Origin of the sequence: Rhizobium sp. CG5 (assembly GCF_023701945.1) — a bacterium.
Classification (GTDB): Bacteria; Pseudomonadota; Alphaproteobacteria; order Rhizobiales; family Rhizobiaceae; genus Allorhizobium.
Window position 1 is genome coordinate 81,522 of the sequence record NZ_JABAEF010000002.1, and the last position, 26,624, is coordinate 108,145.

Below are 26,624 nucleotides of genomic sequence, written 5' to 3' on the forward strand. Positions count from 1 at the left end.
CGCGTTATAGCGCGCCAAACCGTCAACGCCTTCGACAGCAGGCCAGACAAGGGAATATCCGTAAAGACCATGGCCAAGCTCGATGACGACTATCGCGACGTTCTGGATGTCGCGGACCTGAAGGCGCAATGCGAGGCCGCGGCCAGAAGCAATAACGGCAACCTGCTGGATACGCGCGCCGCCCTGCTGCCTATCCTCAAGAAAGCCAGTGCCGAGGGCCGAGAAGTGGCGCATCGACGCCTGTTTCAGGACGGCAGCGGGCTCAATTGCGCCCGGACGATTTCCTGGCTTCAGGATCAACTGATCGGCATTCTGCATGGAGTGATCGTTGATCAAATCTATCGCGACCGAAGCGGTGAAGTGGCCGTGGCGGCCGTCGGCGGCTACGGCCGCGGAACGCTGGCGCCGGGCTCCGATATCGATCTTCTGTTCCTGTTGCCGCCGAAATCCGAAGGCGATGGGCGCAAGGCCGTCGAGGCCATGCTTTACGTGCTGTGGGATCTCGGCTTCAAGGTTGGCCACGCCACCCGCACCGTGGAGGAATGCCTTCGTCTCTCGAAGACCGACATGACCATCCGCACGTCCATTCTCGAGATGCGCTACATCTGCGGCAACGGCGCATTGGTCAGCGAACTGGAGAAGCGCTTCGATACGGAAGTGGCGGAAAAGACGGCGCCGGAATTCATTGCCGCCAAGCTTGCCGAGCGCGACGAGCGCCACCGCAAGGCCGGCGACACGCGCTATCTGGTCGAGCCGAATGTCAAGGAAGGCAAAGGCGGCCTGCGCGACCTGCACACGCTGTTCTGGATTGCCAAATACAATTACCACATTCGCGATTCCGCCGAACTGGTAAAGCTCGGCGTTCTGTCGCGTCAGGAATGGCGCCTGTTCGAAAAGTCCGACGATTTTCTCTGGGCCGTGCGCTGCCATATGCATTTCCTGACCGGCAAACCGGAGGAGCGGCTGTCCTTCGATATCCAGCCGGACATCGCCCAAAGCCTCGGCTACCAGCCCCGTCCGGGTCTGTCGGCCGTCGAGCGCTTCATGAAGCACTATTTTCTTGTCGCCAAGAATGTCGGCGACCTGACGCGGATCATCTGCGCCACTCTGGAAGAGCAGCAGGCGAAAGCAGCACCCGGCCTCTCCGGCGTTTTGGGGCGTTTCGCCAATCGTCCGCGCAAGATCCCCGGCACCATTGAATTCATCGATGACCGCGGCCGCATCGCGCTTTCCAATCCCGACGTGTTCAAGAACGACCCGATGAGCATCATGCGTCTGTTCCATGTTGCCGATATCCATGGCCTGGAATTCCATCCGGATGCGGTCAAGCGGGTCAACCGGTCGCTCTCGTCGATCGACAATGATTTTCGCGAAAGTGCAGAGGCCAACCGCCTCTTTCTGTCGATCCTGACCTCCAGGCGCGATCCGGCGCACATCCTGCGCCGCATGAACGAGGCCGGGGTTCTCGGCAAGTTCATCCCCGATTTCGGGCGCATCGTCTCGATGATGCAGTTCAACATGTACCATCACTATACGGTCGACGAGCACCTGATCCGCACGCTGGAAGTGTTGTCGGATATCGACAAGGGCAAGACGGAGGAGATCCATCCGCTGGCTGCCAAGCTGATGCCGGGCATCGAGGACCGGCAGGCGCTCTATGTCGCCGTGCTGCTGCACGATATCGCCAAGGGCCGGCAGGAAGACCATTCGATCGCCGGCGCCAAGGTGGCACGCAAGCTTTGCCCGCGGCTTGGCCTCTCGCCGAAACAGACGGAACTGGTCGCCTGGCTGATCGAGCAGCATCTGCTGATGTCGATGGTCGCCCAGACCCGCGACCTGCATGACCGCAAGACGATCACCGACTTTGCCGAAAAGGTGCAGTCGCTGGAGCGGCTGAAAATGCTGCTGGTGCTCACCGTCTGCGATATCCGCGCAGTCGGCCCGGGTGTGTGGAACGGCTGGAAAGGCCAGCTGCTGCGCACGCTCTACTATGAGACGGAGCTGCTTCTGTCCGGTGGCTTTTCGGAAGTATCGCGCAAGGAGCGCGCCAAGCATGCCGGCGAGCAACTCGGCAAGGCTTTGGCCGACTGGAGCCAGAAGGACCAGAAGACCTACACGAAGCTGCACTACGAGCCCTATCTCCTGTCGGTCGCCCTTGAGGACCAGGTTCGCCACGCCCATTTCATTCGCCAGGCCGACAAGGCGGGCCAGGCGCTGGCGACCATGGTCCGGACCCATTCCTTCCATGCCATTACCGAGATCACGGTGCTGTCGCCCGACCATCCGCGCCTGCTGTCGATCATCGCCGGCGCCTGTGCCGCGGCCGGCGCCAACATTGCCGATGCGCAGATCTTCACCACCTCCGACGGTCGGGCGCTCGATACCATTCTCGTCAACCGGGAGTTTCCGATTGACGAGGACGAGATGCGCCGCGCCGCGACCATCGGCAAGATGATCGAGGACGTGCTGTCGGGCAAGAAGCGCCTGCCGGAAGTCATCGCCACCCGCAGCAAGGGGCGCCGCAAGAACAAGAATTTCCCCGTCACTCCGTATGTCACCTTCTCCAACAGCCTGTCCAACAAGTTCTCGGTCGTCGAAGTCGAATGCCTCGACCGCATCGGCCTGCTGGCGGAAGTGACCGCGGTGTTGTCGGATCTGTCGCTGGACATTCATTCGGCCCGCATCACCACGTTCGGCGAAAAGGTCATCGATACCTTCTATGTGACCGATCTGGTCGGGCAGAAAATCATCAATGAGAACCGCCAGGTCAGCGTCATGGCACGGCTGAAAGCGGTCATGAGCGAGCAGAGCGACGAATTGCGCGACCGGATGCCGTCCGGCATGATCGCGCCATCGCCGCAACGAACGGTCTCACCGCCGAAGAAAGCCAGGGCCTGAACCATGAGCCTGGTCAAGAAGTTCATGACGGTCGGCGGTGCGACGCTCGGCAGCCGCATCTTCGGGTTCGCCCGCGAAACGCTGATGGCGGCGGCCCTTGGCACCGGGCCGATGGCCGACGTCTTTTATGCCGCCTTCCGCTTCCCGAACTTGTTCCGCCGGCTGTTTGCCGAAGGCGCCTTTAACGCCGCCTTCGTCCCGCTGTTTTCCAAGGAGATCGAGGCGCACGGCATCGACGGCGCCAAGCGCTTCTCCGAGGAAGTGTTCGGCGTGCTGTTCTCGGTGCTGCTGCTGATCACCATCGCCATGGAACTCGGCATGCCCTGGCTGGTCGCCTGGGTCATCGCACCGGGTTTTGCCGACGACCCGGAAAAGCTGTCGATGACGGTGAAGCTGGCCGTTGTGATGTTTCCCTATCTGATGTGCATGTCGCTGACGGCGATGATGAGCGGCATGCTCAATTCGCTGCACCATTTCTTCGCGGCGGCCATTGCCCCTGTCTTCCTCAACGTCGTGATGATCGGTGCCCTGTTCTACGCGATGTATATCGGCGCCGATCCGGCATTGACGGCATGGTACCTGTCCTGGTCCGTGCTGGTGGCGGGCGTCCTGCAATTGGCGGTCGTCTATGCCGGTGTGCGCCATGCCGGCATGAGCATCGGTCTGAAACTTCCGCGTATCACGCCCAATGTGAAGCGCCTGTTGATCCTGGCCGTGCCGGCTGCCGTCACCGGCGGCATCACCCAGATCAACCAGCTCATCGGCCAGGCGATCGCCTCCAGCAAGGAGGGCGCGATCGCCGCCCTGCAATATGCCGACCGGATCTACCAGCTGCCGCTCGGTGTCGTCGGCGTGGCCGTCGGCGTCGTCCTGCTGCCGGAACTGTCGCGGGCGCTGAAAGGCGGGCAGATGAAGGAAGCGGCGACGATCCAGAACCGCTCCATCGAATTCGTGCTGTTCCTGACCCTGCCGGCGGCAGCCGCCCTCTGGGTGCTGTCGGACGAAATCATCCGCGTCCTTTATGAGCGCGGTGCCTTCTCCGCCGCCAATACCGAAGTTGTCGCCTCGATTCTCGCCCTTTACGGCATAGGCCTGCCGGGCTTCGTGCTGATCAAGGCGCTGCAGCCAGCTTTCTATGCGCGCGAAGACACCAAGACGCCGATGCGCTTTACCGGCGTGTCGGTCGTGGTCAACTCGGCGCTGGCAATCTCGCTCTTTCCGCTGCTGGCCGAGCGCGGCATCGCGATTGCCGAAGCGACGGCCGGATGGATCAACACCGTTCTGCTGTTTTCCACGCTGCTGTGGCGTGGCGACCTGAAATGGGAATGGGCCATGGCCGGCCGCACCGCGCGGCTGTTGATCGCATCCGCCGCCATGGCCGGCGTGCTGGTCTATCTCTCAGGGCTCTGGAGTTCATGGCTGTCTCCGGCAACGCCGCTCCTGCAGCAGATCGGTGCGCTCGGTGCGCTGGTGGGCGTCGCTATGATCGTCTATTTCGCCATCGCCTTTGCCATCGGCGGCGCGGATCTCGGCATGCTGCGGCGAAATCTCAAGCGCAAGCCCAAAGCCTGAGCCAGGCAAAGCCCGCTATTGGCAATGGGACCATTTGCGCCTCGGACCGATATCGACATGCACGATGCCGTTACAATAGCGGCCGATGCCGCCGATTCCGGGCGCTGTGGCCGCTGCCGCGAGGATGGTCTTTTCCGATACGCCGGGAACACGGATATCGGCAGCATAGCAATGGCTGTGCTGCGATCCGCCGGACCGCGGCCGGTGGCCTGACGTTACCATGGGCTTTCGCCCGGTCTCGCTGGCGATATGGGCCAGGATCGCCTTCAGCTTGGTCGGAAAGCAGCCGGCCTTCACGCTGACCCGTTGCAGCGTGTAAGCCGCGGTGTAGTCGTGCTTGAAGCTGGTGGTCCGGCGTTTCTGGCTGTCGCCGGCATGGGCGGTGGCGTGAAGGCTGAGCGTCAAAAAGCAGGTGAGCGCGACGCGAAAAAGTTGGCGCATGGTATCCCCCGAACAGGGCCTTATCATCATGAAAGGCCTTCGTCGTTTCGATGGGGTATTTCATTCCGAAAAGTGGGGTGAATAAGGAGCAAATTGCTCAAAACTATGATTTCTGCTGCCTCAATTGCTAAGATCCGTTAACACCCGTGGTCCCGTTCGGCTGGTTCGAGCCAATGCGAAGGCCGTTTCCGCCGACGCAAGGCAACGGGGGGAATCGGCGGCCCATCTCAACAAGACCGGTGCCCACGGAGGGAAATCGGAGCTGTTGCGGCCGGCCGGCGGCCCACCCCCTTGATTGCCGCTTGGCGGCGGTGCATAAGCCGCCGCGTTAGCTACATGGCCCGTTCGGGCCTGGGGCCCTCCACCAGCCTATTGAGGACGATATGAACACGTTCAAACCGCTTGTCTTTTCCGGCGTCCAGCCGACCGGCAACCTCCATCTCGGCAACTATCTCGGCGCCATCCGCAAATTCGTGGCGCTGCAGGAAAACAACGATTGCATCTATTGCGTCGTCGACCTGCACGCGCTGACCGCCCAGCTCGTCCATGACGACATGGCGAGCCAGATCCGCTCGATCACCGCGGCTTTTCTCGCCAGCGGCATCGATCCCAAGAGCCATATCGTCTTCAACCAATCGGCCGTGCCGCAGCATGCGGAACTCGCCTGGATCTTCAATTGCGTGGCGCGCATCGGCTGGATGAACCGCATGACGCAGTTCAAGGACAAGGCCGGCAAGGACCGTGAGAATGCCTCGCTCGGTCTGTTCGCCTATCCGAGCCTGATGGCCGCCGACATTCTCGTCTACCGCGCCACCCATGTACCGGTCGGCGACGACCAGAAGCAGCATCTGGAACTGGCGCGCGACATCGCCATGAAATTCAACATGGACTTCATGGAAAAGATCCGCGCCTCGGGCTACGGCGTCGACATCACGGTTGGCGAAGAGCCGGTGCATGCCTATTTCCCGATGGTCGAGCCGCTGATCGATGGCCCGGCGCCGCGCGTCATGAGTCTCAAGGACGGCACCAAGAAGATGTCGAAGTCGGATCCCTCCGATCTGTCGCGCATCAACCTGATGGACGATGCCGAGACGATCGCCCGCAAGATCCGCAAGGCCAAGACCGATCCCGACGCGCTGCCAAGCGAGGTCGACGGCCTGAAGGGCCGGCCGGAAGCGGACAATCTGGTCGGCATCTTTGCCGCCCTGGCCGACAAGACCAAGGCCGAGGTTCTCGGCGAGTTCGGAGGACAGCAGTTCTCGGTGTTCAAGCCGGCGCTGATCGAACTGGCCGTTGACGTGCTGGCACCGGTAAACGCTGAAATGCGCAGGCTGATGGCGGATCCGGGCCACATCGATGCGGTCTTGCGCGACGGTGGACAGCGGGCCCGCGAAAGGGCAGAAAAAACCATGAAGGAAGTCCGCGACATTATCGGTTTCGTGCAGTAAAGTTGCCCCTCCTGGGGAGGAACCCAGTCCCCCGCTCGATTCGGGCGGAGGGCTGACATGGACGGCAATATAATCTGGCGGCGGGCTATCGAATGGTTTCTAAACGTCTATCGCGTCTGGAAGGTCACCGGCGGAAATTCATGGCGGTGATCGATGGCACACCGGAATGCTATCGTGCTGTTCATTATGCCGGACGGCGTGCCAAGAATTCCAACGGCGGCCTTGTCCTTCTTTACGTCATCCCCGAAGGGGATTTCCAGCAATGGCTGGGCGTAGAGGAAATCATGCGGGCCGAGGCGCGCGAAGAGGCGGAAGCGGCTCTGGCCAAGGCGGCCCAGACCGTGCGGGAAACCATCGGCACGGAGCCGGAAATCGTCATCCGCGAGGGAAGTGCGGCGACCCAGATCCACGCGCTGATCGAGGAAGATCGCGACATCGCCATCCTGGTGCTGGCCGCCGGCTCGACCAAGGAAGGGCCAGGTCCTCTGGTCTCGATGATCGCCGGACGAACGGCGGCCTTTCCTATTCCCGTCACGGTTCTGCCCGACAGCCTGACCAATGAAGAGATCGACGCACTGTGCTAAAGGCTGCCGCCGGATGACAATCATCATTTCGTGACTTGTCGGCGGGAGCCAATGCTCCTATTTTGGAAATATTCTAAAAAACCGATGCGCGCCTCAGCGCCGCAAGGAGAGATCAATGTTCATTCAGACCGAATCCACGCCGAACCCGGCAACGCTGAAGTTCCTGCCCGGCAAGGTGGTCATGGCGACCGGAACCGCCGATTTCCGCGGCGCCGAGGGCGCAGCGGACTCGCCTCTGGCCCAGCGCCTGTTTGCCATTCCCGGCGTCAGCGCCGTGTTTTTCGGCTATGACTTCATCACGGTCACCAAGGATGGCCCGGAATGGGCACATCTGAAGCCGGCCATCCTCGGCACGATCATGGAGCATTTCATGACCGGCGCGCCTGTCCTGCAATCGGCTGTCGCCAATGACGAGGAATCCGACGAGGAATTCTTCGATGCCGGCGACGAGACCATCGTCCAGACCATCAAGGAGCTGCTGGAGACGCGGGTCCGGCCTGCCGTCGCCCAGGATGGCGGCGACATCACCTTCCGCGGTTTCCGCAACGGCAAGGTCTTCCTCAACATGAAGGGCGCCTGCGCCGGTTGCCCGTCTTCGACAGCGACCTTGAAGCACGGCGTGCAGAATCTGCTTCGTCATTTCGTGCCGGAAGTGCAGGAAGTCGAAGCAGTCTGAGCAAAGGCGGGTTGGGGGGATGATCGTTCTGGCGATCGATACGGCCGGCGTCGATTGCGCCGCCGCACTTTACGATAGCGACAAAGATAGCCTGCTGGCCAAGGTCAGCGAGACGATCGGCCGTGGCCATGCGGAAAAGCTGATGGCGATGATCGATCAGGTGCTGGACGCCGCCGATTTGTCCATGCAGGCCGTGCAGCGCGTCGGCGTCACCATCGGCCCTGGGTCGTTTACCGGCATAAGGGTCGGGTTGGCAGCAGCCCGCGGCCTCGCCCTCGGGCTCGACGTGGACATTGTTGGGATCTCGACGCTGCAGGTGATGGCAGCCGCCTATCGCCAAACGGCAGGTGCCAACGCCGTCCTGTCGGCGATCGATGCCAAGCGCGGTGAAGTCTATGCCCAGGCCTTCGGCGGCGATGGCGTGCCGATCAGCGAACCACAGCTTCTGAAGGCCGATTTTGCCGCGGATCTGGTGCGACAGGATGGTCTCGCCGTGACGGGATCGGCAGCCTCGCTTCTGCTGTCCGGCGAACCGGACGACCGTCCCGTTCATTTCCCGATCGACATCGTCGCAAGGCTTGCAGCGAAGGCGATTGTCGGCGACAAGCCCAAACCGCTCTATCTCCGCGGCCCGGATGCCAAGCCGCAAACCGGCTTTGCCGTCGCAAGAATGTGAACTATCGATGCGTGATACGATCTTTAGCCGAAAGCCCGAATTCGAAATCTTGCCGATGACCGCCGACGATTGCGCCGAGGTATCGCAACTGCACGGCCTGCGCTTTGCGCGGCCTTGGAACGATGGCGAATTCCTGAGCCTGCTGCTGCAGCCCAATTCCTACGGCTTCGTCGCCCGCCAGACCAATGCGCTGATCTTCAAGCCGCCGCTCAGCGGCTTCGCGCTGGCCCGTGAAGTGGCCGGCGAGGCGGAAATCCTCACGATCGCCGTTCATGACAAGGTTGGTCGCGCCGGGCTCGGCTGGCGCCTGATGCAGGCGGCGATGCGGGAAGCCCACGCGCGGGGTGGCGAGGCGATGTTCCTTGAGGTCGACGATGGCAATGCCGCGGCGATCGGCCTCTACAGGAAGCTCGGATTCGAGAAGGCGGGCGAACGCCCGGCTTATTATGCGGACAACCAGGGCCGCAAATCCGCAGCGCTTGTCATGAAGCGCGTTCTTCGGTAACTGCCTGTAGTGAAACGAACGGCATTGAACCCGGATTGCCATGAACGAGATCGTCAAATCGCTGGAGGAATTGTGCGCCGAGCGCGGCATGCGCATGACCGAGCAGCGTCGTATCATCGCGCGCATTCTGGAAGAATCGGATGATCACCCCGATGTCGAGGAATTGTATCGCCGTTCGGTGAAGATTGATGCCCGCATTTCGATCTCCACCGTCTATCGCACGGTAAAGCTTTTCGAGGATGCCGGCATTATCGAGCGCCACGATTTCCGGGATGGCCGCTCGCGCTACGAGACGGTGCCCGAAGAACACCACGATCACCTGATCGACCTGAAGACCGGCGTGGTGATCGAATTTCATTCGCCTGAAATCGAGGCCCTGCAGGAGCGCATCGCCCGCGAGCATGGATTCCGCCTGGTGGATCATCGGCTTGAACTCTATGGCGTTCCCCTCAAGAAGGACGATCGCTGAGTCGATGGGCAGCGTCCGGGAAAGACACGATTGATCACCTGGATAAGGATCGTTCTGGTTCTGTCGGCCATCGCCCTGATGACCTTCGTGCTGGCGCCGCTGCAGATTGTCGGCCTTGTCTTCGATCTCAAGCTGCGCCGCCGGCTGCCGCGCCTCTGGCACAGGATGGCCTGCTGGCTGCTCGGCATTCGCATTCATGTCCACGGCGAGCTTGATCGTCGCCGCCCGCTGATGATTGCCGCCAATCACGCCTCCTGGAAGGATATTCTGGTGCTGGGCGCGTTGGCCGATGTCGTCTACATCGCCAAGGCGGAAGTGGCGGATTGGCCGGTCTTCGGCACACTCTCCAAGCTGCAGAAGACGATCTACGTGGTGCGCGAGCAGAAGCGCACGACCGGCGACCAGGTCGGCGAGATCGCCCGGCGCATGGCCGATGGCGAGATCGTCGTGCTGTTTCCCGAGGGAACCACCTCCGACGGCAATCGCATGCTGGAGGTCAAGTCGTCGCTGTTTGGTGCCGCTGCCGCCGCCCTGCCGCTGGCCCCGGATGGCATCGTCTATGTCCAGCCGGTGGCCATCGCCTATATGCGCGTTCAGGGCATGCCGATGGGGCGCTATCACCGGCCGATCGCCGGCTGGCCGGGTGACGTCGCACTGCTGCCGCATCTGCTCGGCGTGCTGAAGGCCGGCGCGCTGGACGTCGATGTGACCTTCGGCCGTTCGATCGAATATGACAAGACCAGCAAGCGCAAGGAGGTCAGTTCGCGCATCGAGGTGATGATCCGTCATATGCTTCTCGAGCGGTTGCGCGGCCGCCACAAGCGGTAACGACGGCGCTTGCTTAATTTTTTGATTTTATATCCGGCAGAAACCCACTAAATAGCCGCCATGACCCAGGATATCCTCACTCTTCCCGAGACTGTTGTGCCCCTTAGCGCCAAGTCGAACAGCCGCAAGGTCTTTATCAAGACCTATGGCTGCCAGATGAACGTCTATGACTCCGGCCGCATGTCCGATGCGCTGGCCGGCGAAGGCTATGAGTCGACAGACGATATGCAGCAGGCCGATCTGGTTCTGCTCAATACCTGTCACATTCGCGAGAAGGCCGCCGACAAGGTCTATTCGGCGCTTGGCCGCCTGCGCGACATGAAGAAGGCCCGCGAAGCCGAAGGCCGCGAGTTCATGATCGGCGTTGCGGGCTGCGTGGCCCAGGCCGAGGGCGAAGAAATCCTGCGCCGCGCCCCGGATGTCGACGTGGTGATCGGGCCGCAAACCTATCATCGCCTGCCACAGGCGCTGCGCAAGGCGCGCGGCGGCGAGCGGGTCGTCGATACCGACTATGCGGTCGAGGACAAGTTCGAGCACCTGCCGGATGCTCCCAAGCGCAGCGGACCGCCCATCGTCACCGCCTTCCTCACGGTCCAGGAAGGCTGCGACAAGTTCTGCACCTTCTGCGTGGTGCCCTATACGCGCGGCTCCGAAGTGTCGCGTCCGCTGGCACAGATCGTGACGGAGGCCGAAAAGCTGGTCCAGGCCGGCGCCCGCGAAATCACCCTGCTCGGGCAGAATGTCAACGCCTGGCACGGCGCCGGCCCGACGGGCGAGGATCTCGGCCTGGGTGACCTGCTCTACCGGTTGTCGGAGATACCGGGGCTCGCCCGGCTGCGCTACACGACAAGCCATCCGCGCGACATGGACGACCGCCTGATCGACGCCCATCGCGACCTGCGCACCCTGATGCCCTATCTGCATCTGCCGGTGCAGTCAGGCTCCGACCGCATCCTCAAGGCCATGAACCGCCGCCACAAGGCAGCCGAATATGTGGCCCTCGTCGAGCGCATCCGCACGGCCCGGCCGGATATCGCCCTGTCGGGCGATTTCATCGTCGGCTTTCCCGGCGAGACGGATGAGGATTTCGAGGCCACCATGGCGCTGGTTGAGACCGTTCGATATGCACAGGCCTATTCGTTCAAATATTCGACCCGGCCGGGAACGCCGGGAGCCGATCTTGAGGATCAGGTGCCGGAAGGCGTAAAGGCCGAACGGCTGGCACGGCTTCAGGATTTGCTGCTGAAACAACAGCGCGAATTCGCCGAATCCTGCATCGGCAAGACCATCGATCTGCTCTTGGAAAAGCCGGGACGCATGCCCGGACAGCTGATTGGCCGCTCGCCTTGGCTGCAATCTGTGAATGTTGATGCAAAAACATCGCAAATCGGTGACATTATCAATGTACGAATCACCGCAGCCGGCCCAAACAGCTTGTTTGCCGAGGTGGCAGAGAGCTAGAGTAGGGGCCGGACCACTGATTGAAACAGGAGCCTGACCCGCTTGAACGCACAAGAATTGGTTTCTTCATCCTCGCGCACCGCCAAAACCGCCGCGACCGACGCCAATCATTTTATACTGACGTTCGAGAACAACAGGTTTGCCAGTGAGCTTTTTGGCCAATTCGACCAGAATTTGAAGCTTCTCGAAGAACGACTGCAGATCCATGCGCGCGCGCGCGGCAATTCTGTTTCCATTTCCGGAGACTTGCTGGCGACCAACCAGGCCCGCCGCGCGCTCGATTTCCTCTATGCCCGGCTGCAAAGCGGCGGCACGGTCGAGACTTCGGATGTCGAAGGCGCGATCCGCATGGCGGTTGCCGCCGATGACCAGTTGACCCTGCCGACGCTGGAGCGCAAGGCCAAGCTGACCATGGCGCAGATTTCCACCCGCAAAAAGACCATCGTCGCCCGCACGCCGACCCAGGACGCCTATATGCGGGCGCTGGAGCGCTCCGAACTCGTGTTCGGCGTTGGCCCGGCCGGCACAGGCAAGACCTATCTGGCGGTGGCCCATGCCGCGCAATTGCTGGAGCGCGGCGTTGTCGACCGCATCGTCCTGTCGCGGCCGGCCGTTGAGGCGGGCGAGCGGCTCGGCTTCCTGCCGGGCGACATGAAGGAAAAGGTCGATCCTTATCTGCGGCCGCTCTATGACGCGCTCTATGACATGATGCCGGGCGACAAGGTCGAACGCGCCATCACCGCCGGCGTCATCGAAATTGCGCCGCTGGCTTTCATGCGCGGCCGTACGCTCGCCAATGCGGTCGTCATTCTCGACGAAGCGCAGAATACCACGACCATGCAGATGAAGATGTTCCTGACCCGCCTTGGCGAGAACGGCCGCATGATCGTTACCGGTGACCCGAGCCAGGTGGACTTGCCGCGCGGCGTCAAATCCGGCCTTGTCGAGGCGCTGCAGATCCTGCACGACATCGAAGGCGTTTCGGTGACCCGTTTCAAGGACGTCGACGTGGTGCGCCATCCGATGGTAGCGCGGATCGTTCGAGCCTATGAAGCGCAGACCGCCGTTCCGGATGAAAGCGAGCATATCGGTCGCTAAGGCCGGCGCATAAAAGCCATGCAGACACTGGATATACAGATCGCGGTCGAAGACGAGGAATGGCCGGCAGAAGACAAGCTTCAGGCCATGGCGGAGCGCGTGTTGGGCGAGGCCGTTGGTCACTTGTCGAAACTCGGCCAGCCATTTCCCAAGCAGGCGCCTGAACTCTCCCTGGTCTTCACCGACGATGATGACATCCGCACCATCAATGCCGAATGGCGCGACCAGGACAAGCCGACCAATGTGCTGTCCTTTCCAGCCTATCCTTTGGCGCCGGGCGATCCTCCGGGGCCGATGCTGGGCGACATCATCATTGCCAGGCAGACCGTCGAGCGCGAAGCGATCGATCTCGGCAAGAGTTTTGACGATCACCTGACCCATCTGATGGTCCACGGTTTCCTGCATCTTTTCGGCTACGATCACCAGCAGGCGGACGAAGCTGAAATTATGGAAGGCCTGGAGACTGGCATTTTGGCTTCACTTGGCTTATCTGATCCCTATGCGGGCAGCGACCCGGTATAACAGTTTGGAAAAATGACCGACTTTACGACACATACGGCCGCAGAGGCCAAGGAGGGCTCGGAGAGTTCCTCATCGGAGGAGGGCTCTAGTCCCTTGCGGCAGGCGGTGTCCGCCAGGCCGCAGTTTTCTCTCTGGTCGCGCGCTGCGCGCATTCTGCGACCCGGAAACGGATCGAGTCTCCGCGAAAACCTCACCGACGCCCTGATGGCTGCCGATGCTGGCGGCAGTGAAGCCTTCTCGCCCGAAGAGCGGGCCATGCTCAACAATATCTTGAGTTTTCGCGAGGTTCGCGTCGAAGACATCATGGTGCCGCGTGCCGATATCGAGGCGGTCGATCAGACAATCAGCATTGGCGAATTGATGACCGTGTTCGAGGAATCGGGCCGCTCGCGCATGCCGGTCTACAGCGAAACGCTCGACGATCCCCGCGGCATGGTACACATTCGTGATCTTCTGTCCTATGTGGCCAAGCAGGCGCGCAACAAGCGCCGGACCGGCACGAAGGCCGTGGCAGACGGAACGACGACGAGCGACAAGCCCGAAAAGCAGAGCCGCGCCGCCAAGGCAAATTTCGATCTTGGCCGTGTCGATCTCGACAAGACGGTCGCCGAGGCCGGCATCACCCGCTCGATCCTGTTCGTGCCACCCTCCATGCATGCCTCCGATCTGTTGAGCCGCATGCAGGCGGCCCGCACCCAGATGGCGCTGGTGATCGATGAATACGGCGGCACCGATGGACTGGTATCCCATGAGGACATCGTCGAGATGGTCATCGGCAATATCGATGACGAGCACGACGACGAGGAGGTCATGTTCAGCCGCACCTCCGACGACATTTTCCTGGCCGATGCCCGCATCGAGCTTGAGGAAATTGCCGCGGCCATCGGCTCGGATTTCGATGTGCGCGACCAGCTCGATGATGTCGATACGCTGGGCGGTCTGATCTTCTCGGCCCTTGGACGGATTCCGGTGCGCGGCGAAGTGGTGCAGGCTCTGGCCGGGTTTGAATTCCATATCCTCGATGCCGACCCACGACGCATCAAGCGGGTGCGCATCATACGAAAGCGCCCCGCCGCTCGCCGCCGCCCCGCCAAGGGCGAAGTGGAGGGTGTGCCGGTTGTTGCCAAGCGCAGCGGCCCCGCCGCGAACGGCCGGCATGATCCGGCCGAATCCGTCGGCGATTGATCGCGTCAGCTAGATCTCGTCGCCGGGGGGCTTGCAACCGCAGGGGACAAAGCCGGCATTTTTTGAAAAGCTAGCCCATCTGATTCGATCGGCATGGGAAAGGACGACGCATGGAGCGCCTTGCGGGCAGGATAATTCTGGTCTGGGGCGCGCGTCGCGCCGCATTGGCCGTTCTTGCCGGTGCATTTGGGGCGTTGGCGCTTCCACCGGTCGGCTTCTTCGCCGCCCTTTTCGTCTCTTTCACGATATTGGTCTGGTTGCTTGACGGGGTTAGCGGCAATCCGGACAACAGCTATTCGCGCGGTTTGCGCGGCGCGTTCCTGACCGGTTGGCTGTTCGGCTTTGGTTACTTCGTCGCCGGGCTCTGGTGGCTCGGCAATGCGCTGCTGGTCGAAGGTGACGAGTTCGCCTGGGCGCTGCCTCTGGCAATCCTCGGCCTTCCGGCCGTCCTGGCGATTTTCTATGGGCTGGCAGCGATGCTGGCCAAGTTTCTCTGGTCCGACGGCGCGGGCCGAATTGCCGCGCTCAGTGCCGCCTTCGGTCTGGTGGAATGGTTGCGCAGCGTCGTTGCGACCGGTTTTCCCTGGAATGCCATCGGCTACGGGGCCATGCCGATGCCCTTGATGATGCAGTCAGCCCATGTCATCGGGCTATTCGGCGTGACGACGCTGGCCGTCTTCGTCTTCGCCTCGCCGGCCCTTATCGGCACGCGCCGCGGCGCATTGCCGGGCCTTGCCGTGGCTGCCTTGCTTTTCGTCGCCCATATCGGCTACGGCGCTTATGTGCTGCTACTGCCCGAAACACCGCAGGACAATGCCAAGCCGGTGTCGGTTCGGCTGGTCCAGCCCGTCATCGACCAGGCCGCCAAACTGGAGAATTCGGATCGGGCGGCGATCTTCGAAAAGCACCTTTCCCTGTCGGCGCTACCGCCCCGACCTGACGAAAAACGGCCCGACGTGATCGTCTGGCCGGAAACATCGGTGCCCTTCATTCTGACGGAAAATCCCGATGCGCTGCTGCGGATCGCCGATCTCCTTGAGGAAGGACAGGTGCTTATCGCCGGTGCCGTCCGTTCCGAGGAGCAGGGGGCCGGTGCGGCGCCGCGCTTCTACAATTCCGTCTACGTCATTGACGACAAGGGGCAGATCATCGCGGCGTCCGACAAGGTGCATCTGACGCCCTTCGGCGAATATGTGCCCTACGAAGACGTGCTGCGGCGGTTCGGGGTCGAGAATCTGGTCAACCTGCCCGGCGGATTTTCGGCGGCGGCCGATCGGTCGCTGCTGCCTTTGCCAAATGGTGTCAAGCTCTATCCTCTGATCTGCTACGAGATCATCTTTCCCGACGAAATGACGCCGGTGCTCGCGCAGGCCGGTGCCATCCTCAATGTGACCAATGATGCCTGGTTCGGCTATTCTCCGGGCCCCTATCAGCATCTGCTGCAGGCCCGTGTTCGCGCTGTCGAAAACGCTCTGCCGGTGATCCGCAACGCCAATAGTGGGATTTCGGCGGTCATCGATAGCAAGGGGCGAATTATTTCAGGGCTTGATTTTAACGTCGAAGGGATTGTTGATTCAACCCTCACGCTAGAACCTGTTCCGAAACGACACAGTTACCCGCTCAATTTAAACTTTTGGTTGATCTTAGCGACAGTCATGGGCTGCGCTGCAATTTCCCGCCTAGGTTTTATTATAGCGAAGAATTGACCGAAAACCCCTAAAATTGCATAGTGGTTTCAGCCATATGTCTATGAGTATGCTTCCGTTTGGATGGAGGTTTGCACAACGCCACGTTATTGACGGCTTGCACCCAGCAAGGGCATTGGACTGAATTCGCTAACCATGTGTCAGGACCACATCATGATCGAAAATAAGAAAAAGCCGAATCCGATTGATATTCATGTCGGCAGTCGGGTTCGTCTTCGCCGGACAATGCTCGGAATGAGCCAGGAAAAGCTCGGAGAGAGCCTTGGCATCACCTTCCAGCAGATCCAGAAGTATGAAAAGGGTACCAACCGGGTTGGCGCCAGCCGCCTGCAGAACATTTCCAGCATCCTCAACGTGCCGGTCTCGTTCTTTTTCGAAGATGCGCCGGGCGATCACGCCAACGGCCCGAGCGGCATGGCGGAAGCCAACAGCTCCAACTATGTCGTCGACTTCCTGTCGTCGTCGGAGGGCCTGCAGCTCAATCGCGCTTTCGTGAAAATCTCTGATCCGAAAGTGCGTCGCAAACTCGTCGACCTGGTCAAGGCCTTGGCTGCCGAGGCAGAGACCGAGTAATTCCGCAGTCTGGCGAACCGTCAACCTTGAAGAGAGCGGCCGCAGGGCCGCTTTTTTTTGCCTTGTTGTCAAAAATGCAAGGAATGCTGACATAAAGATATATTTATGTCGTTGTGCGCTTGTTTTTCAGGCGCGAACTGACTAACACAATTCGAAACTGGTTCTTCGAGGGGAATCCCGCATGCGTGCCAATTATCTGTTTACCAGCGAATCCGTAGCTGAGGGTCACCCGGACAAAGTCTGCGACCGTATCTCCGATGAAATCGTCGATCTGGTGTATCGCGAAGCGGCCAAGACGAATGTCGACCCCTGGACCGTGCGCATTGCCTGCGAGACCCTGGCGACCACCAACAGGGTGGTGATTGCCGGCGAGGTTCGCCTGCCGCCGAGCCTGATGAAGAAGGACAAGGATGGCAAGGACGTCATCAATCCTTCGAAGTTCAAGGCCGCAGCCCGCAAGGCCATCCGCGACATCGGCTACGAACAGGCCGGTTTTCACTGGAAGACCGCCAAGATCGACGTGCTGCTGCATTCCCAATCCGCCGATATTGCCCAGGGTGTGGACAATGCCGCAGACAAGCAGGGCGACGAGGGGGCCGGCGACCAGGGCATCATGTTCGGTTATGCCTGCCGCGAAACCCCGGATCTTATGCCGGCACCGATCTACTATTCCCACAAGATCCTGCATATTCTGGCGGCTGCCCGCAAGAAGGGCGAGGGCGATGTCGGCAAACTTGGCCCGGACGCCAAGAGCCAGGTGACCGTGCGCTACGTCAATGGCAAGCCTTTCGAAGTGGCGTCGATCGTCCTGTCGACCCAGCATCTCGATGAGACCTGGGATTCGGCCAAGGTCCGCTCGGTCGTCGAGCCTTATATCCGCGAGGCACTGGACGGTCTGCCGATCGCCGACGACTGCAACTGGTACATCAACCCGACCGGCAAATTCGTCATCGGCGGCCCTGATGGCGACGCCGGCCTGACCGGCCGCAAGATCATCGTCGACACCTATGGCGGTGCTGCACCCCATGGCGGCGGCGCCTTCTCGGGCAAGGACACCACCAAGGTCGACCGTTCGGCCGCCTATGCGGCGCGTTACCTTGCCAAGAATATCGTGGCTGCCGGTTTTGCCGACCGCTGCACCATTCAGCTCGCCTACGCCATCGGCGTAGCGCAGCCGCTGTCGGTCTATGTCGATCTGCATGGAACGGGTAAAGTCGATGAAGACAAGGTCGAGGATGCCGTCCGCAAGGTCATGGACCTGTCGCCATCGGGCATTCGCCGTCATCTCGATCTGAATAAGCCGATCTATGCAAAGACCTCGGCCTACGGCCATTTCGGCCGCAAGCCTGGCCGGGACGGTTCCTTCTCCTGGGAACGTCTCGATCTCGCCAAGGCCCTGAAGGACGCGGTCAAGGCTTGACGGCGCAGCCAAGGACGGTCAGAGAACGGTCTGTTTGAAGCTTTTGAAGCGGATGTTCCTGAATGGAGCATCCGCTTTCATCGTTGAAGGATTGACGACATGACTGAGGAACGCCGAGGCCGCGGCACGGAAGCCTTTTTCGGACGCCGCAAGGGCAAGCCTCTGCGCCATCTGCAGGCCGAGCATCTCGAGACCGTCCTGCCGGCCTTCAAGCTGGACCTGTCGACCCCCGCACCGGCCGATCTTCGCGAACTCTTTCCGGGAAGGGTTGAGCGCACGCGGATGGAAATTGGCTTCGGTGGCGGAGAACATCTCATTCATCGCGCCGTTGAGAACCCCTCGACCGGCTTTATCGGCGTCGAACCCTTCGTCAATTCCATGGCAAAGCTTGTCGGCCAGATCGTCGAAAAGGGGGCCGGTAATATTCGTCTCTATGATGACGATGCCACGCAGGTGCTCGACTGGCTGCCGGACAATTGCCTGGACCAGATCGATCTGCTCTATCCCGATCCCTGGCCGAAGAGGAAACACTGGAAGCGCCGCTTCGTCTCCGAGGTCAATCTCAAGCGGTTCCATCGTGTGCTGAAGCCGGGCGCGCTGTTCTGCTTCGCCTCCGACATCGACACCTATGTCAACTGGACGCTCTCCCACTGCCGCGCCCATGGCGGCTTCGAATGGACAGCCCGCAATGACAGTGATTGGAAGACGCCCTATGCGGGCTGGCCGGGAACGCGATATGAGGCCAAGGCCAAGCGCGAAGGCCGATCAACCGCCTATCTGACCTTCGTGCGTAGCAACCTTACGGCCTGACGTCAGGCGCTCGGCTCGCATTGGTGGCAACGGGTCGAGAAAGGCGGCGCAGGTCAGGCGCAAAATGTTTGGCTGATCAATGCAGGCTGACGGTCTTCAGATCGTCTTCCGCTGCCTTGTAGAACGTGCTGGATCGGTTGTCCGTCAACAGGATCGGCGTGCCGTCAGCGCCAAACAAAGCCCAGAGATCCAAGGTCGGATCAATGTCGGGCGCATCCGGGAAACAGCGAGACACCTCTTCTGAGCGTATCTTGCGGATGTAGCCCACTTCCCCGGCACCCAGATGGGCGAGTTGGGATTTGGTCAGGTGGGTGTTGGCTTCTTTCAGTAACATTCCGATCTCCGTCGATGAGGGAGCAACGGCAGACAGGGCCGTTAACCCTACTTTGAAGTCGAAATGTTAATTTTTCTCACCCTCTGGGCCGCATCGGGACGAATAAGATCGATGGCCAGCAATCCATGGCTGAGCCGAGCGCTGAGCACGTCCATGCCGTCGGCCAGCACGAAGACCCGTTGGAACTGCCGGGCGGCAATGCCGCGAAACAGGAAATCCCCCTCCGGCCGCTCGGCCTGCCGACCGCGGATGACCAATTGGCTGGCATCGACCGAGACATCCAGCTCGTCGAGTGAAAAACCGGCCACGGCAAGGGTGATGCGCAGGCGGTCAGCCCCGTCCGGCTCCGCTCGGCGCAGCAACTCGATATTGTAGGGCGGGTAACCGTCATTGGTGCGGGCGATCTGGGAAAGCACGGTTTCCGTGGCATCAAAACCCAGCAGCAAAGGATTGGCGAGAGACTTTATCCGGCTCATTCATGGTCCTTAAGTCGGTCAAATCAGCCTCGACCAGGATCCAGGCAGATTATTAGCCCAATATGGGAACGATGGCCGTATCCTGCAAGCGCTCGCCCGCTTGACAACTGGCAATGTCAGCCGCCATCAAGCGATCCATTGCAACACGCATTTGGACGGATGGAATGGACAAGCCCAGGAAGATCATTATCGATACCGATCCCGGTCAGGATGACGCAGCGGCAATCCTGCTGGCACTGGCAAGCCCGGGCCAACTGGATGTCCTTGGACTGACGATCGTCGCCGGCAATGTTCCGCTGTCCTATACCAGCCGCAATGCGCGCATCGTCTGCGAACTGGCGGGCAGAAGCGATATTGCCGTCTATGAAGGCGCGCTGAAGCCCCTGGAGCGCCCGCAGGTGACGGCCGAGCATGTTCACGGCACGACCGGCCTTGATGGAGCGATCCTGCCCGAACCGACCATGCCGGTCCAGCCCCTGCATGCCGTCGACTTCCTCATCGACACCTTGCGCCGCGAAGAGCCGGGCACGGTGACGGTCTGCACGCTCGGACCGCTGACCAATCTGGCACTGGCCCTGCAGAAAGCGCCTGATATCGCTTCGCGGGTCCAGGAACTGGTCATGATGGGTGGCGGCTTCTTTGAAGGTGGCAACATCACGCCCGCCGCCGAATTCAACATCTATGTCGACCCGCAGGCTGCCGATATCGTCTTCCGGTCCGGCATGCCGATCACCATGCTGCCGCTCGACGTGACCCACCAACTGCTGACCACCAAGGCCCGGGTGGCGCGGATTGCGGCGCTGGGAAGCGATGTGTCGAGAGCTGTGACCGGCTGGCTGGAATTCTTCGAGCGCTTCGACGAGGAGAAATACGGCTCCGATGGCGGTCCATTGCATGACCCCTCGGTGATTGCCTATCTGCTGAAGCCGGATCTCTTTTCCGGTCGCCACTGCAATGTCGAGATCGAGACCCGCTCCGACCTGACGGTCGGCATGACGGTCGTCGACTGGTGGCGTGTCTCCGGCCGTAAGGCCAATGCGACTGTGTTGCGCCATGTCGACGCCGATGGCTTTTTCGACCTGCTGATCGATCGGCTCGGGCGTCTCTGATCAAATATCGAAATCGCCGCCGGACAATCATCCGGCGGCGCCAGGGCAGGCTCTTGCATGGGCGCCTGCCGGCAGTTCCGTCAGATGGGTGAAGCGCTTTTAGAGAGCGGACGCAACCGCGTCGGCGGTCGGGATCGCGGGTTGCGCTCCGGGCTGCAGGCAGGCCAGCGAACCGGCGACAGCGGCGCGCCGCAGGGCGGTGGCAAAGTCGAGCCCCTGGTCGAGCCCCGCCGCAAAGTACCCGCAAAATGTATCGCCCGCCCCGACAGTGTCGATCGGAACGATTTTAAGGCCCTTGGCCTGGTGTTCGATGCCCTCATGGATGGCAATCACGCCCTCGGCGCCAAGCGTCACGATCAGCGTCTGCCCGGTCTCGTCATAAAGCCGGCGTAGCGCCTGACGCCGCTGGTCGGGTCCCATTGCTTCCTGGCCAGCCAGCCGCTCGAATTCGGTCTCGTTGGCAATGACGATATCCGCCATCCGCCCCAGCCGGGCCGCCTCGCTGGTCAGCGGCGCAATGTTGATGACGGTCTTCACGCCACGGGCCCGTGCCTCTGTCAGGGCATGCTCGACGGCTGCGGCCGGGATTTCCAGCTGCAGCATCAGGATGTCGCCGGCCTGCATGGCGGCGACGGCGTCGGCAGCCTCGGTCTCCGTCAGAGTGCCATTCGCCCCGGCAACGACGGCGATCATGTTCTCGCCATCGCCGCCAACCAGGATCAATGCCGTGCCGGTCGATATCGGATTGCGGGCCACGCAGGAAAGATCCGTGCCGGCGGCCTCCAGCAGCGCCAGCGCGGGCTCGGCAAAGCCGTCATGGCCGACTGCACCGACCATGCGCACCTGAGAACCGGCCCGGCGGGCCGCCAGCGCTTGGTTGGCCCCTTTGCCGCCGGCTGCCGTTGAGAATGTGTCGCCCGCAACCGTCTCGCCCGGCAGCGGCAGGCGCGTCGTCGTGGCGATGAGATCCATGTTGATGGAGCCGAATACGGTGATCATTCTGTCCTGTCCGCCTTTTTCCATTGAGGCCGCCGGCCGACGCTCGTCAGTCGTCGTCCACCACGCGCAGCCGCAAGAGCCCCGTTCTGCTTTCCACCGATGGGGGCGTCTCCGGATGTCCGGGATCGGCCGCGCCGGGACCGGCTTCGAACTCCATCGCTTCTATCCTGGCGCCCCTTTTTGTCAACTTGTCCGCCGACGTCAGGATCATCTCCACGTCTTTCTGAGCTGCCAGGAAATGGCTCTGCAGCTTGCGGGTCCGGTCGTCCAGCCGGGTCAGATCCTCCATGAGATGCAGGACCTCTCCCTGGATCAGATGGGCCTGTTCGCGCATCCGCTGGTCCTTCAGCACAGACTGGATCACCTGGATCGACAGCATCAGCAGGGAGGGAGACACGATGACGATCCGCAGGCGATGCGCCCTTTGTACGATGCTCTCGAAATGCTCATGGATCTCGGCAAAGATGGATTCGGACGGCACGAACAGGAAGGCCATTTCCTGGGTCTCGCCGGGGATCAGGTATTTTTCGGCGATATCGCGGATATGCACATCCAGGTCACGGCGGAACTGCTGGCTGGCGGCTTTTCGCATCTCGGGGCTACCGGCATCCCGGATCGCGTTCCACGCTTCCAGCGGAAATTTAGCGTCGATCACCAGCGGCGGCGAACCGTTCGGCATGCGGATGGTGCAATCCGGCCGCGATCCGTTCGACAGGGTCGGCTGGAACGAATAGGCGCCCATTGGCAGGCCGTCGGCCACGATGGTTTCCATGCGCGCCTGGCCGAAGGCGCCGCGCGTCTGCTTGTTGGACAGAATGGCCTGCAGGCCGACCACGTCCTTCGCCAAATTCTGAATATTGTTCTGGGCAGCATCGATCACGGCCAGGCGCTCCTGCAGGTGCCGCAGGTTCTCATGGGTCGATTTCGTCTGCTCGGTGATGGTCGCGCCGATGCGGTGCGTCATGCCGTCGAGCCGCTGGTTGATGGCGTGATTGAATTCGCTCTGTTTCGTGCCGAACACCTCCGACATCGCCGCAATCCGGCCTTGCATGTCGGCCTGGGCCCGCAGAAGGTCCGCCATGCGCTGCTCGGCCAGCGCCTCCCGGCGGGCCACATCGGCGCGAATGGCGGCGCGCAATGATCGGCCGCGCCATGCAATCAGAACGATTGCCAGCACAAGCGTGCAGGCCGAGACCTGGAGGAAAAGCGCAAGCGAGATCTGCAAATCTCCGATTGCAAAAAGCGTCGCGTCTGATGGGAGTTCAAAACCGTTCATGGACATATGACTACCAGATTCTGATGGCAAATCCAGATCAAAACAAGAACATAGTCATGGCGCCACGGTGATGAGCGACGTATACGACCTTTGTCTGAGCCTGTTTGCAGGCCGAAGGAGTACTCTTGCCCAAAAGATCAAGCCTAACGCGAACCTACGTCGAGGCTGATAAAGAGATATATAATTTAGAATATTTGTATGGAGAAAATTTACCACTCCAGGCGTTTATTATTTCCATCAAGCGTTGCAATCAAGCGCGCCATACGCACTGCCATAAGACCCGAGGGACATAATGATTTCGCAGGACGAGAAGACTGCACTGAACAAACGTCTGGACTTCATCGGCTTTGACGACCAGGCCCGGCAGAAGTTGCGCGCCCTTGGCCCGGTGATCAGAAACAATATGAGTGCGGCTCTCGATGTCTTTTATCAGCGTCTTCGAAAGACGCCGGAGACCGCCGCCTTCTTCCGCAGCGAAGACCATATAAAGGGTGCGAAAAGGCGTCAGGAAGAGCACTGGACGGTCGTCGGCACGGCCCAGTACGACGAGCGCTATGTCGAAGGGGTCCAGGCCGTCGGCCGCGCTCACGCCCGCATCGGCCTTGAGCCGCGCTGGTATATCGGCGGATACGCGGTTCTGCTGGAGCAACTCATTCATGCCATCGTGCGGGAGCGCTGGCCGTCGAGATTCGGCAAGCGCGGTTCGCAGCAACTGGCAGATGAAGTTGCGATCATCGTCAAGGCGGCTCTTCTGGACATGGATTATTCCATCTCGATCTACCTCGATATTCTGGCCGACCAGCGCAACCAGTCGGAAGCGGCCCGGCTTAAGGTCGAGCAGGAGCAAGCCGTCGCCTTGTCTGCCTTGAGCGCCGTTCTGGCGGAGCTGTCCAGGGGAGATCTCGAGTCCAATCTGCCCCGTGACCTGCCGGACAATTTTGTCAGCATGGCCGGCGACTACAACAATTCCGTCGAGAACCTGCGCAACACCATCGGCACCGTGCGAAACGCGGCGGAAGAAATCCTGCGCTCGACGACCGCCATTTCTGAAGCGGCCAATCATCTGGCCCAGCGTACGGAGCAGCAGGCAGCAGGTCTGGAGGAAAGCACAGCTGCTTTGCAAGAATTGACCCAGAGCGTCGCCCAGGCTGCCGATGGCGCCCAGAAGGCAACCGTGGTCGTCAAAATGGCGTTGAACGAGGCCCAGACATCGGGGGAAGTGGTGACCAAGGCTGTTTCAGCAATGGGTGCGATCGAGAAGTCCTCTGACGAAATCTCGAAGATTATCGGGGTGATCGACGAGATTGCCTTCCAGACCAATCTTCTGGCGCTCAACGCCGGTGTCGAAGCAGCCCGCGCCGGCGAGGCCGGTCGCGGGTTCGCGGTCGTTGCCCAGGAAGTCCGCGAACTGGCCCAGCGCTGCGCCAATGCGGCCAAGGAAATCAAGGGGCTGATCTCCCAGAGCTCCGGCCAGGTGCAATCGGGAGTGGGCCTGGTGAACAATGCAGGCGAGGCGCTGGAGAAGATCATCAACCGGATTGGCGAGATCAATACTATTGTCACGGGCATCGCGTCGGCAGCATCGGATCAGTCGGGCGGTCTTAAAGAAGTCAATGTCGCCATCGGCAGTTTGGACACCATAACCCAGCAGAACGCGGCAATGGTCGAAGAAACCTCGGCCCAGACCGTGACCCTGCGTGATGAGGTGGAACGCCTGGTCAATGCGTTGCAAAAATTCAAGACTCGCAACGCCAACGATCAGAAGCATAGTGGCGAGCGACGCCGGGAAGCGGACAGACACGTCAATCAACGGCGCGCGGGTTGAGGTCTGGTCCAGCAGGAATCGACGACGAAGTGTTACTTCCGATACTCCGTGTTTACCGTCCGTTTAGGAAACTCGCGAATTGTTATTGTTTGGCAGAGCCGTTTGCGTATCCCCGCAAACACCGAACGCGGGAAGTGGCACGAGCACCGATGACCAATAAAACCGATACTGCCTTGGTGGAACGTCTTGCCTTTCTGGAACTGGACGAGGCGAGCTGCCAGACCCTCAAGTCGCTTCGACCGACGCTCGCCGAGATCCTGGGCGGTGCGCTCGACAAATTTTACGCCAAGGTCGGCGCCACGGCGCAGATCTCCGGCTTTTTTCGCGACAAGGGCCATATGGCGGCGGCCAAGCAGGCGCAGCAGGGTCATTGGGACAAGGTCTCGGCCGGAAAGTTCGACGATGTCTATGTCAAAGGCGTAACGGCGATCGGCAAGGCCCATGCCCGCATCGGCCTTGAGCCGCGCTGGTACATCGGCGGCTACGCAGTGCTCCTGACCGAACTGGTCAGCGGCGTGCTGCAGAAGCAATGGCCGTTTCCGTTCGGAAAGCGCCATGCATCAGTCCTCGCAGACAAGCTCGGCGTGTTGATCAAGGCCTCCATGCTCGACATGGATTATTCGATCTCGGTTTATCTCGATGCGCTGGATGAAAAGCGGCGCGAACTGGAAAACGAGAAAGAGCGGTTTGCGGCCGATCAGCGCATGGCTATGGAGCATCTGCGCAACGGCCTGGCAGCTCTTGCCAACGGCGACTTCGAATCAAGGATGACGACTGATCTGCCGGGCGATTTCAAGCAGATGGCCGATGATTACAACCAGACTGTCTGCCGCCTGAGCAATTCGTTCGCCGCGATCCGCCGCGCCTCCGAGGAGATCCTCGACGGCACGGAGACCATCGCCAAGGGCTCGGACGAATTGGCGCTGCGCACGGCGAAGCAGGCCGCCGGACTGCAGGAAAGCGCCACGGCACTGCAGCAGCTTTCGGTCAGCGTCAACCAGACCGCGGCCAACGCTGAACGGGCATCGGTAGCGGTCCGCGACACCCAGCAGCAGGCACGTACCTCCGGCGAGGTTGTCAACAAGGCCGTCTCGGCCATGGCGGAAATCGAAAAATCGTCTTCGGAAATCTCCAAGATCATCGGCGTCATCGATGAGATCGCCTTCCAGACCAATCTGCTGGCGCTGAATGCTGGCGTCGAGGCGGCTCGTGCTGGCGATGCCGGCAAGGGTTTCGCCGTGGTTGCCCAGGAGGTCCGCTCGCTTGCCCAGCGCAGTGCCGACGCCGCCAAGGAGATCAAGGGGCTGATTTCCCAGAGCACCAGCCAGGTCAACGAGGGCGTGGGCCTGGTCAGCAACACGGGTGCGGCGCTGGCCGACATGAGCGAGCGTATCAATCAGATCACGGCAATCGTGTCCGACATTGCATGCGCTGCCAAGGACCAGGCAACGGGTCTGCAGGAGATCAATGTTGCAACGCGCGGCATGGATGCCTTGACCCATCAGAATTCCAGCATGGTCGAGCAGACCTCTGCCGAAACCCGCCGGCTGCGCAATGAAGTGGCGGGACTTGTCGGCCTCCTCGGCACGCTCGGCACCGAGTCGCGCCAAGCTGGCGGTCAATTCCGGCCGGGCACGCGCAGCCGCGCCGCCTGACGTCAAGAATTCGCTCCAGTCGGGCAAAAACCGGGGCGAATCGGCACGTTTTTCGATTTCCTCCAGAAAAGAGATGCG

25 protein-coding genes are annotated in these 26,624 nt (G+C 61.1%); 20 read left to right on the forward strand and 5 right to left on the reverse strand.

Annotated features, from left to right (window positions below; translation table 11 throughout):
- The first annotated feature begins 69 nt into the window (after nucleotides 1–69).
- Together HGO38_RS03760 and murJ are read left to right on the forward strand one after the other, a co-directional pair.
- A complete protein-coding gene (locus HGO38_RS03760; protein WP_250954975.1) occupies nucleotides 70–2,898 on the forward strand; it encodes a [protein-PII] uridylyltransferase in 2,829 nt (942 codons plus the stop codon).
- A gap of 3 nt (nucleotides 2,899–2,901) precedes the next feature.
- The gene (gene murJ / locus HGO38_RS03765; protein ID WP_250954599.1) at nucleotides 2,902–4,470 is read left to right on the forward strand and encodes a murein biosynthesis integral membrane protein MurJ; all 1,569 of its coding nucleotides are present in this window, start codon (nucleotides 2,902–2,904) and stop codon (nucleotides 4,468–4,470) included.
- 15 nt (nucleotides 4,471–4,485) lie between these two features.
- Here murJ and HGO38_RS03770 read toward each other — a convergent pair whose 3' ends face one another.
- The gene (locus HGO38_RS03770) at nucleotides 4,486–4,911 is read right to left on the reverse strand and encodes a YcbK family protein (RefSeq protein WP_250954600.1); all 426 of its coding nucleotides are present in this window, start codon (nucleotides 4,909–4,911) and stop codon (nucleotides 4,486–4,488) included.
- Between the two features lie 383 nt (nucleotides 4,912–5,294).
- On the opposite strand from HGO38_RS03770, the gene trpS reads away from it, so the two are divergent.
- The 15 genes from trpS to trmB all read left to right on the forward strand — a co-directional run bounded on the left by trpS (nucleotide 5,295) and on the right by trmB (nucleotide 18,872).
- Nucleotides 5,295–6,359: a tryptophan--tRNA ligase gene (gene trpS / locus HGO38_RS03775; protein ID WP_250954601.1), complete on the forward strand. Its 1,065-nt coding sequence runs from the start codon at nucleotides 5,295–5,297 to the stop codon at nucleotides 6,357–6,359.
- 92 nt (nucleotides 6,360–6,451) lie between these two features.
- Nucleotides 6,452–6,943 (forward strand): universal stress protein, encoded by a 492-nt coding sequence (locus tag HGO38_RS03780; protein WP_168471481.1) that lies wholly within the window; start codon nucleotides 6,452–6,454, stop codon nucleotides 6,941–6,943.
- 115 nt (nucleotides 6,944–7,058) lie between these two features.
- Nucleotides 7,059–7,619 (forward strand): NifU family protein, encoded by a 561-nt coding sequence (locus tag HGO38_RS03785; RefSeq protein ID WP_250954602.1) that lies wholly within the window; start codon nucleotides 7,059–7,061, stop codon nucleotides 7,617–7,619.
- A gap of 19 nt (nucleotides 7,620–7,638) precedes the next feature.
- The gene (tsaB, locus tag HGO38_RS03790; RefSeq protein ID WP_250954603.1) at nucleotides 7,639–8,295 is read left to right on the forward strand and encodes a tRNA (adenosine(37)-N6)-threonylcarbamoyltransferase complex dimerization subunit type 1 TsaB; all 657 of its coding nucleotides are present in this window, start codon (nucleotides 7,639–7,641) and stop codon (nucleotides 8,293–8,295) included.
- A gap of 7 nt (nucleotides 8,296–8,302) precedes the next feature.
- Nucleotides 8,303–8,800, forward strand: a complete 498-nt coding sequence (locus tag HGO38_RS03795; RefSeq protein ID WP_250954604.1) for a GNAT family N-acetyltransferase — start codon at nucleotides 8,303–8,305, stop codon at nucleotides 8,798–8,800.
- Nucleotides 8,801–8,840: 40 nt separating this feature from the next.
- The gene (locus HGO38_RS03800; RefSeq protein WP_168471477.1) at nucleotides 8,841–9,269 is read left to right on the forward strand and encodes a Fur family transcriptional regulator; all 429 of its coding nucleotides are present in this window, start codon (nucleotides 8,841–8,843) and stop codon (nucleotides 9,267–9,269) included.
- A 30-nt stretch (nucleotides 9,270–9,299) separates the two neighbouring features.
- Entirely contained in the window at nucleotides 9,300–10,097 is a 798-nt protein-coding gene (olsA, locus tag HGO38_RS03805; RefSeq protein WP_250954605.1) for a lyso-ornithine lipid O-acyltransferase, read from the forward strand.
- Nucleotides 10,098–10,157: 60 nt separating this feature from the next.
- Nucleotides 10,158–11,558 (forward strand): tRNA (N6-isopentenyl adenosine(37)-C2)-methylthiotransferase MiaB, encoded by a 1,401-nt coding sequence (gene miaB, locus HGO38_RS03810; RefSeq protein ID WP_250954606.1) that lies wholly within the window; start codon nucleotides 10,158–10,160, stop codon nucleotides 11,556–11,558.
- A 42-nt stretch (nucleotides 11,559–11,600) separates the two neighbouring features.
- Nucleotides 11,601–12,656, forward strand: coding sequence for a PhoH family protein (locus HGO38_RS03815; RefSeq protein ID WP_250954607.1), 1,056 nt, complete (start codon nucleotides 11,601–11,603; stop codon nucleotides 12,654–12,656).
- 18 nt (nucleotides 12,657–12,674) lie between these two features.
- Nucleotides 12,675–13,178 carry an rRNA maturation RNase YbeY gene (gene ybeY, locus HGO38_RS03820; protein ID WP_250954608.1) on the forward strand — a complete coding sequence of 168 codons (504 nt, stop codon included), beginning with the start codon at nucleotides 12,675–12,677 and terminating at the stop codon, nucleotides 13,176–13,178.
- 12 nt (nucleotides 13,179–13,190) lie between these two features.
- Nucleotides 13,191–14,363, forward strand: coding sequence for a hemolysin family protein (locus HGO38_RS03825; protein WP_250954609.1), 1,173 nt, complete (start codon nucleotides 13,191–13,193; stop codon nucleotides 14,361–14,363).
- Nucleotides 14,364–14,473: 110 nt separating this feature from the next.
- Nucleotides 14,474–16,069 (forward strand): apolipoprotein N-acyltransferase, encoded by a 1,596-nt coding sequence (lnt, locus tag HGO38_RS03830; RefSeq protein ID WP_250954610.1) that lies wholly within the window; start codon nucleotides 14,474–14,476, stop codon nucleotides 16,067–16,069.
- Between the two features lie 153 nt (nucleotides 16,070–16,222).
- The gene (locus HGO38_RS03835; protein WP_250954611.1) at nucleotides 16,223–16,642 is read left to right on the forward strand and encodes a helix-turn-helix domain-containing protein; all 420 of its coding nucleotides are present in this window, start codon (nucleotides 16,223–16,225) and stop codon (nucleotides 16,640–16,642) included.
- 181 nt (nucleotides 16,643–16,823) lie between these two features.
- Entirely contained in the window at nucleotides 16,824–18,062 is a 1,239-nt protein-coding gene (gene metK, locus HGO38_RS03840) for a methionine adenosyltransferase (protein ID WP_250954612.1), read from the forward strand.
- A 99-nt stretch (nucleotides 18,063–18,161) separates the two neighbouring features.
- A complete protein-coding gene (trmB, locus tag HGO38_RS03845) occupies nucleotides 18,162–18,872 on the forward strand; it encodes a tRNA (guanine(46)-N(7))-methyltransferase TrmB (protein WP_250954613.1) in 711 nt (236 codons plus the stop codon).
- A 76-nt stretch (nucleotides 18,873–18,948) separates the two neighbouring features.
- On the opposite strand, the gene HGO38_RS03850 is transcribed toward trmB, so the two are convergent.
- Both HGO38_RS03850 and HGO38_RS03855 read right to left on the reverse strand, forming a co-directional pair.
- Entirely contained in the window at nucleotides 18,949–19,206 is a 258-nt protein-coding gene (locus tag HGO38_RS03850) for a BQ00720 family protein (RefSeq protein WP_250954614.1), read from the reverse strand.
- Nucleotides 19,207–19,253: 47 nt separating this feature from the next.
- Entirely contained in the window at nucleotides 19,254–19,682 is a 429-nt protein-coding gene (locus tag HGO38_RS03855) for an Hsp20 family protein (protein ID WP_250954615.1), read from the reverse strand.
- A 164-nt stretch (nucleotides 19,683–19,846) separates the two neighbouring features.
- On the opposite strand from HGO38_RS03855, the gene HGO38_RS03860 reads away from it, so the two are divergent.
- Nucleotides 19,847–20,791: a nucleoside hydrolase gene (locus tag HGO38_RS03860; RefSeq protein WP_250954616.1), complete on the forward strand. Its 945-nt coding sequence runs from the start codon at nucleotides 19,847–19,849 to the stop codon at nucleotides 20,789–20,791.
- 99 nt (nucleotides 20,792–20,890) lie between these two features.
- Here HGO38_RS03860 and HGO38_RS03865 read toward each other — a convergent pair whose 3' ends face one another.
- Together HGO38_RS03865 and HGO38_RS03870 are read right to left on the reverse strand one after the other, a co-directional pair.
- Nucleotides 20,891–21,790, reverse strand: coding sequence for a ribokinase (locus HGO38_RS03865; RefSeq protein WP_250954617.1), 900 nt, complete (start codon nucleotides 21,788–21,790; stop codon nucleotides 20,891–20,893).
- 46 nt (nucleotides 21,791–21,836) lie between these two features.
- Entirely contained in the window at nucleotides 21,837–23,072 is a 1,236-nt protein-coding gene (locus HGO38_RS03870; protein ID WP_502941493.1) for a DNA recombination protein RmuC, read from the reverse strand.
- 286 nt (nucleotides 23,073–23,358) lie between these two features.
- Here HGO38_RS03870 and HGO38_RS03875 point away from each other — a divergent pair, with 286 nt between their 5' ends.
- Both HGO38_RS03875 and HGO38_RS03880 read left to right on the forward strand, forming a co-directional pair.
- Nucleotides 23,359–24,891 carry a methyl-accepting chemotaxis protein gene (locus HGO38_RS03875; protein ID WP_250954619.1) on the forward strand — a complete coding sequence of 511 codons (1,533 nt, stop codon included), beginning with the start codon at nucleotides 23,359–23,361 and terminating at the stop codon, nucleotides 24,889–24,891.
- Between the two features lie 149 nt (nucleotides 24,892–25,040).
- A complete protein-coding gene (locus tag HGO38_RS03880) occupies nucleotides 25,041–26,546 on the forward strand; it encodes a globin-coupled sensor protein (protein WP_250954620.1) in 1,506 nt (501 codons plus the stop codon).
- The last annotated feature ends 78 nt before the right edge of the window (nucleotides 26,547–26,624 follow it).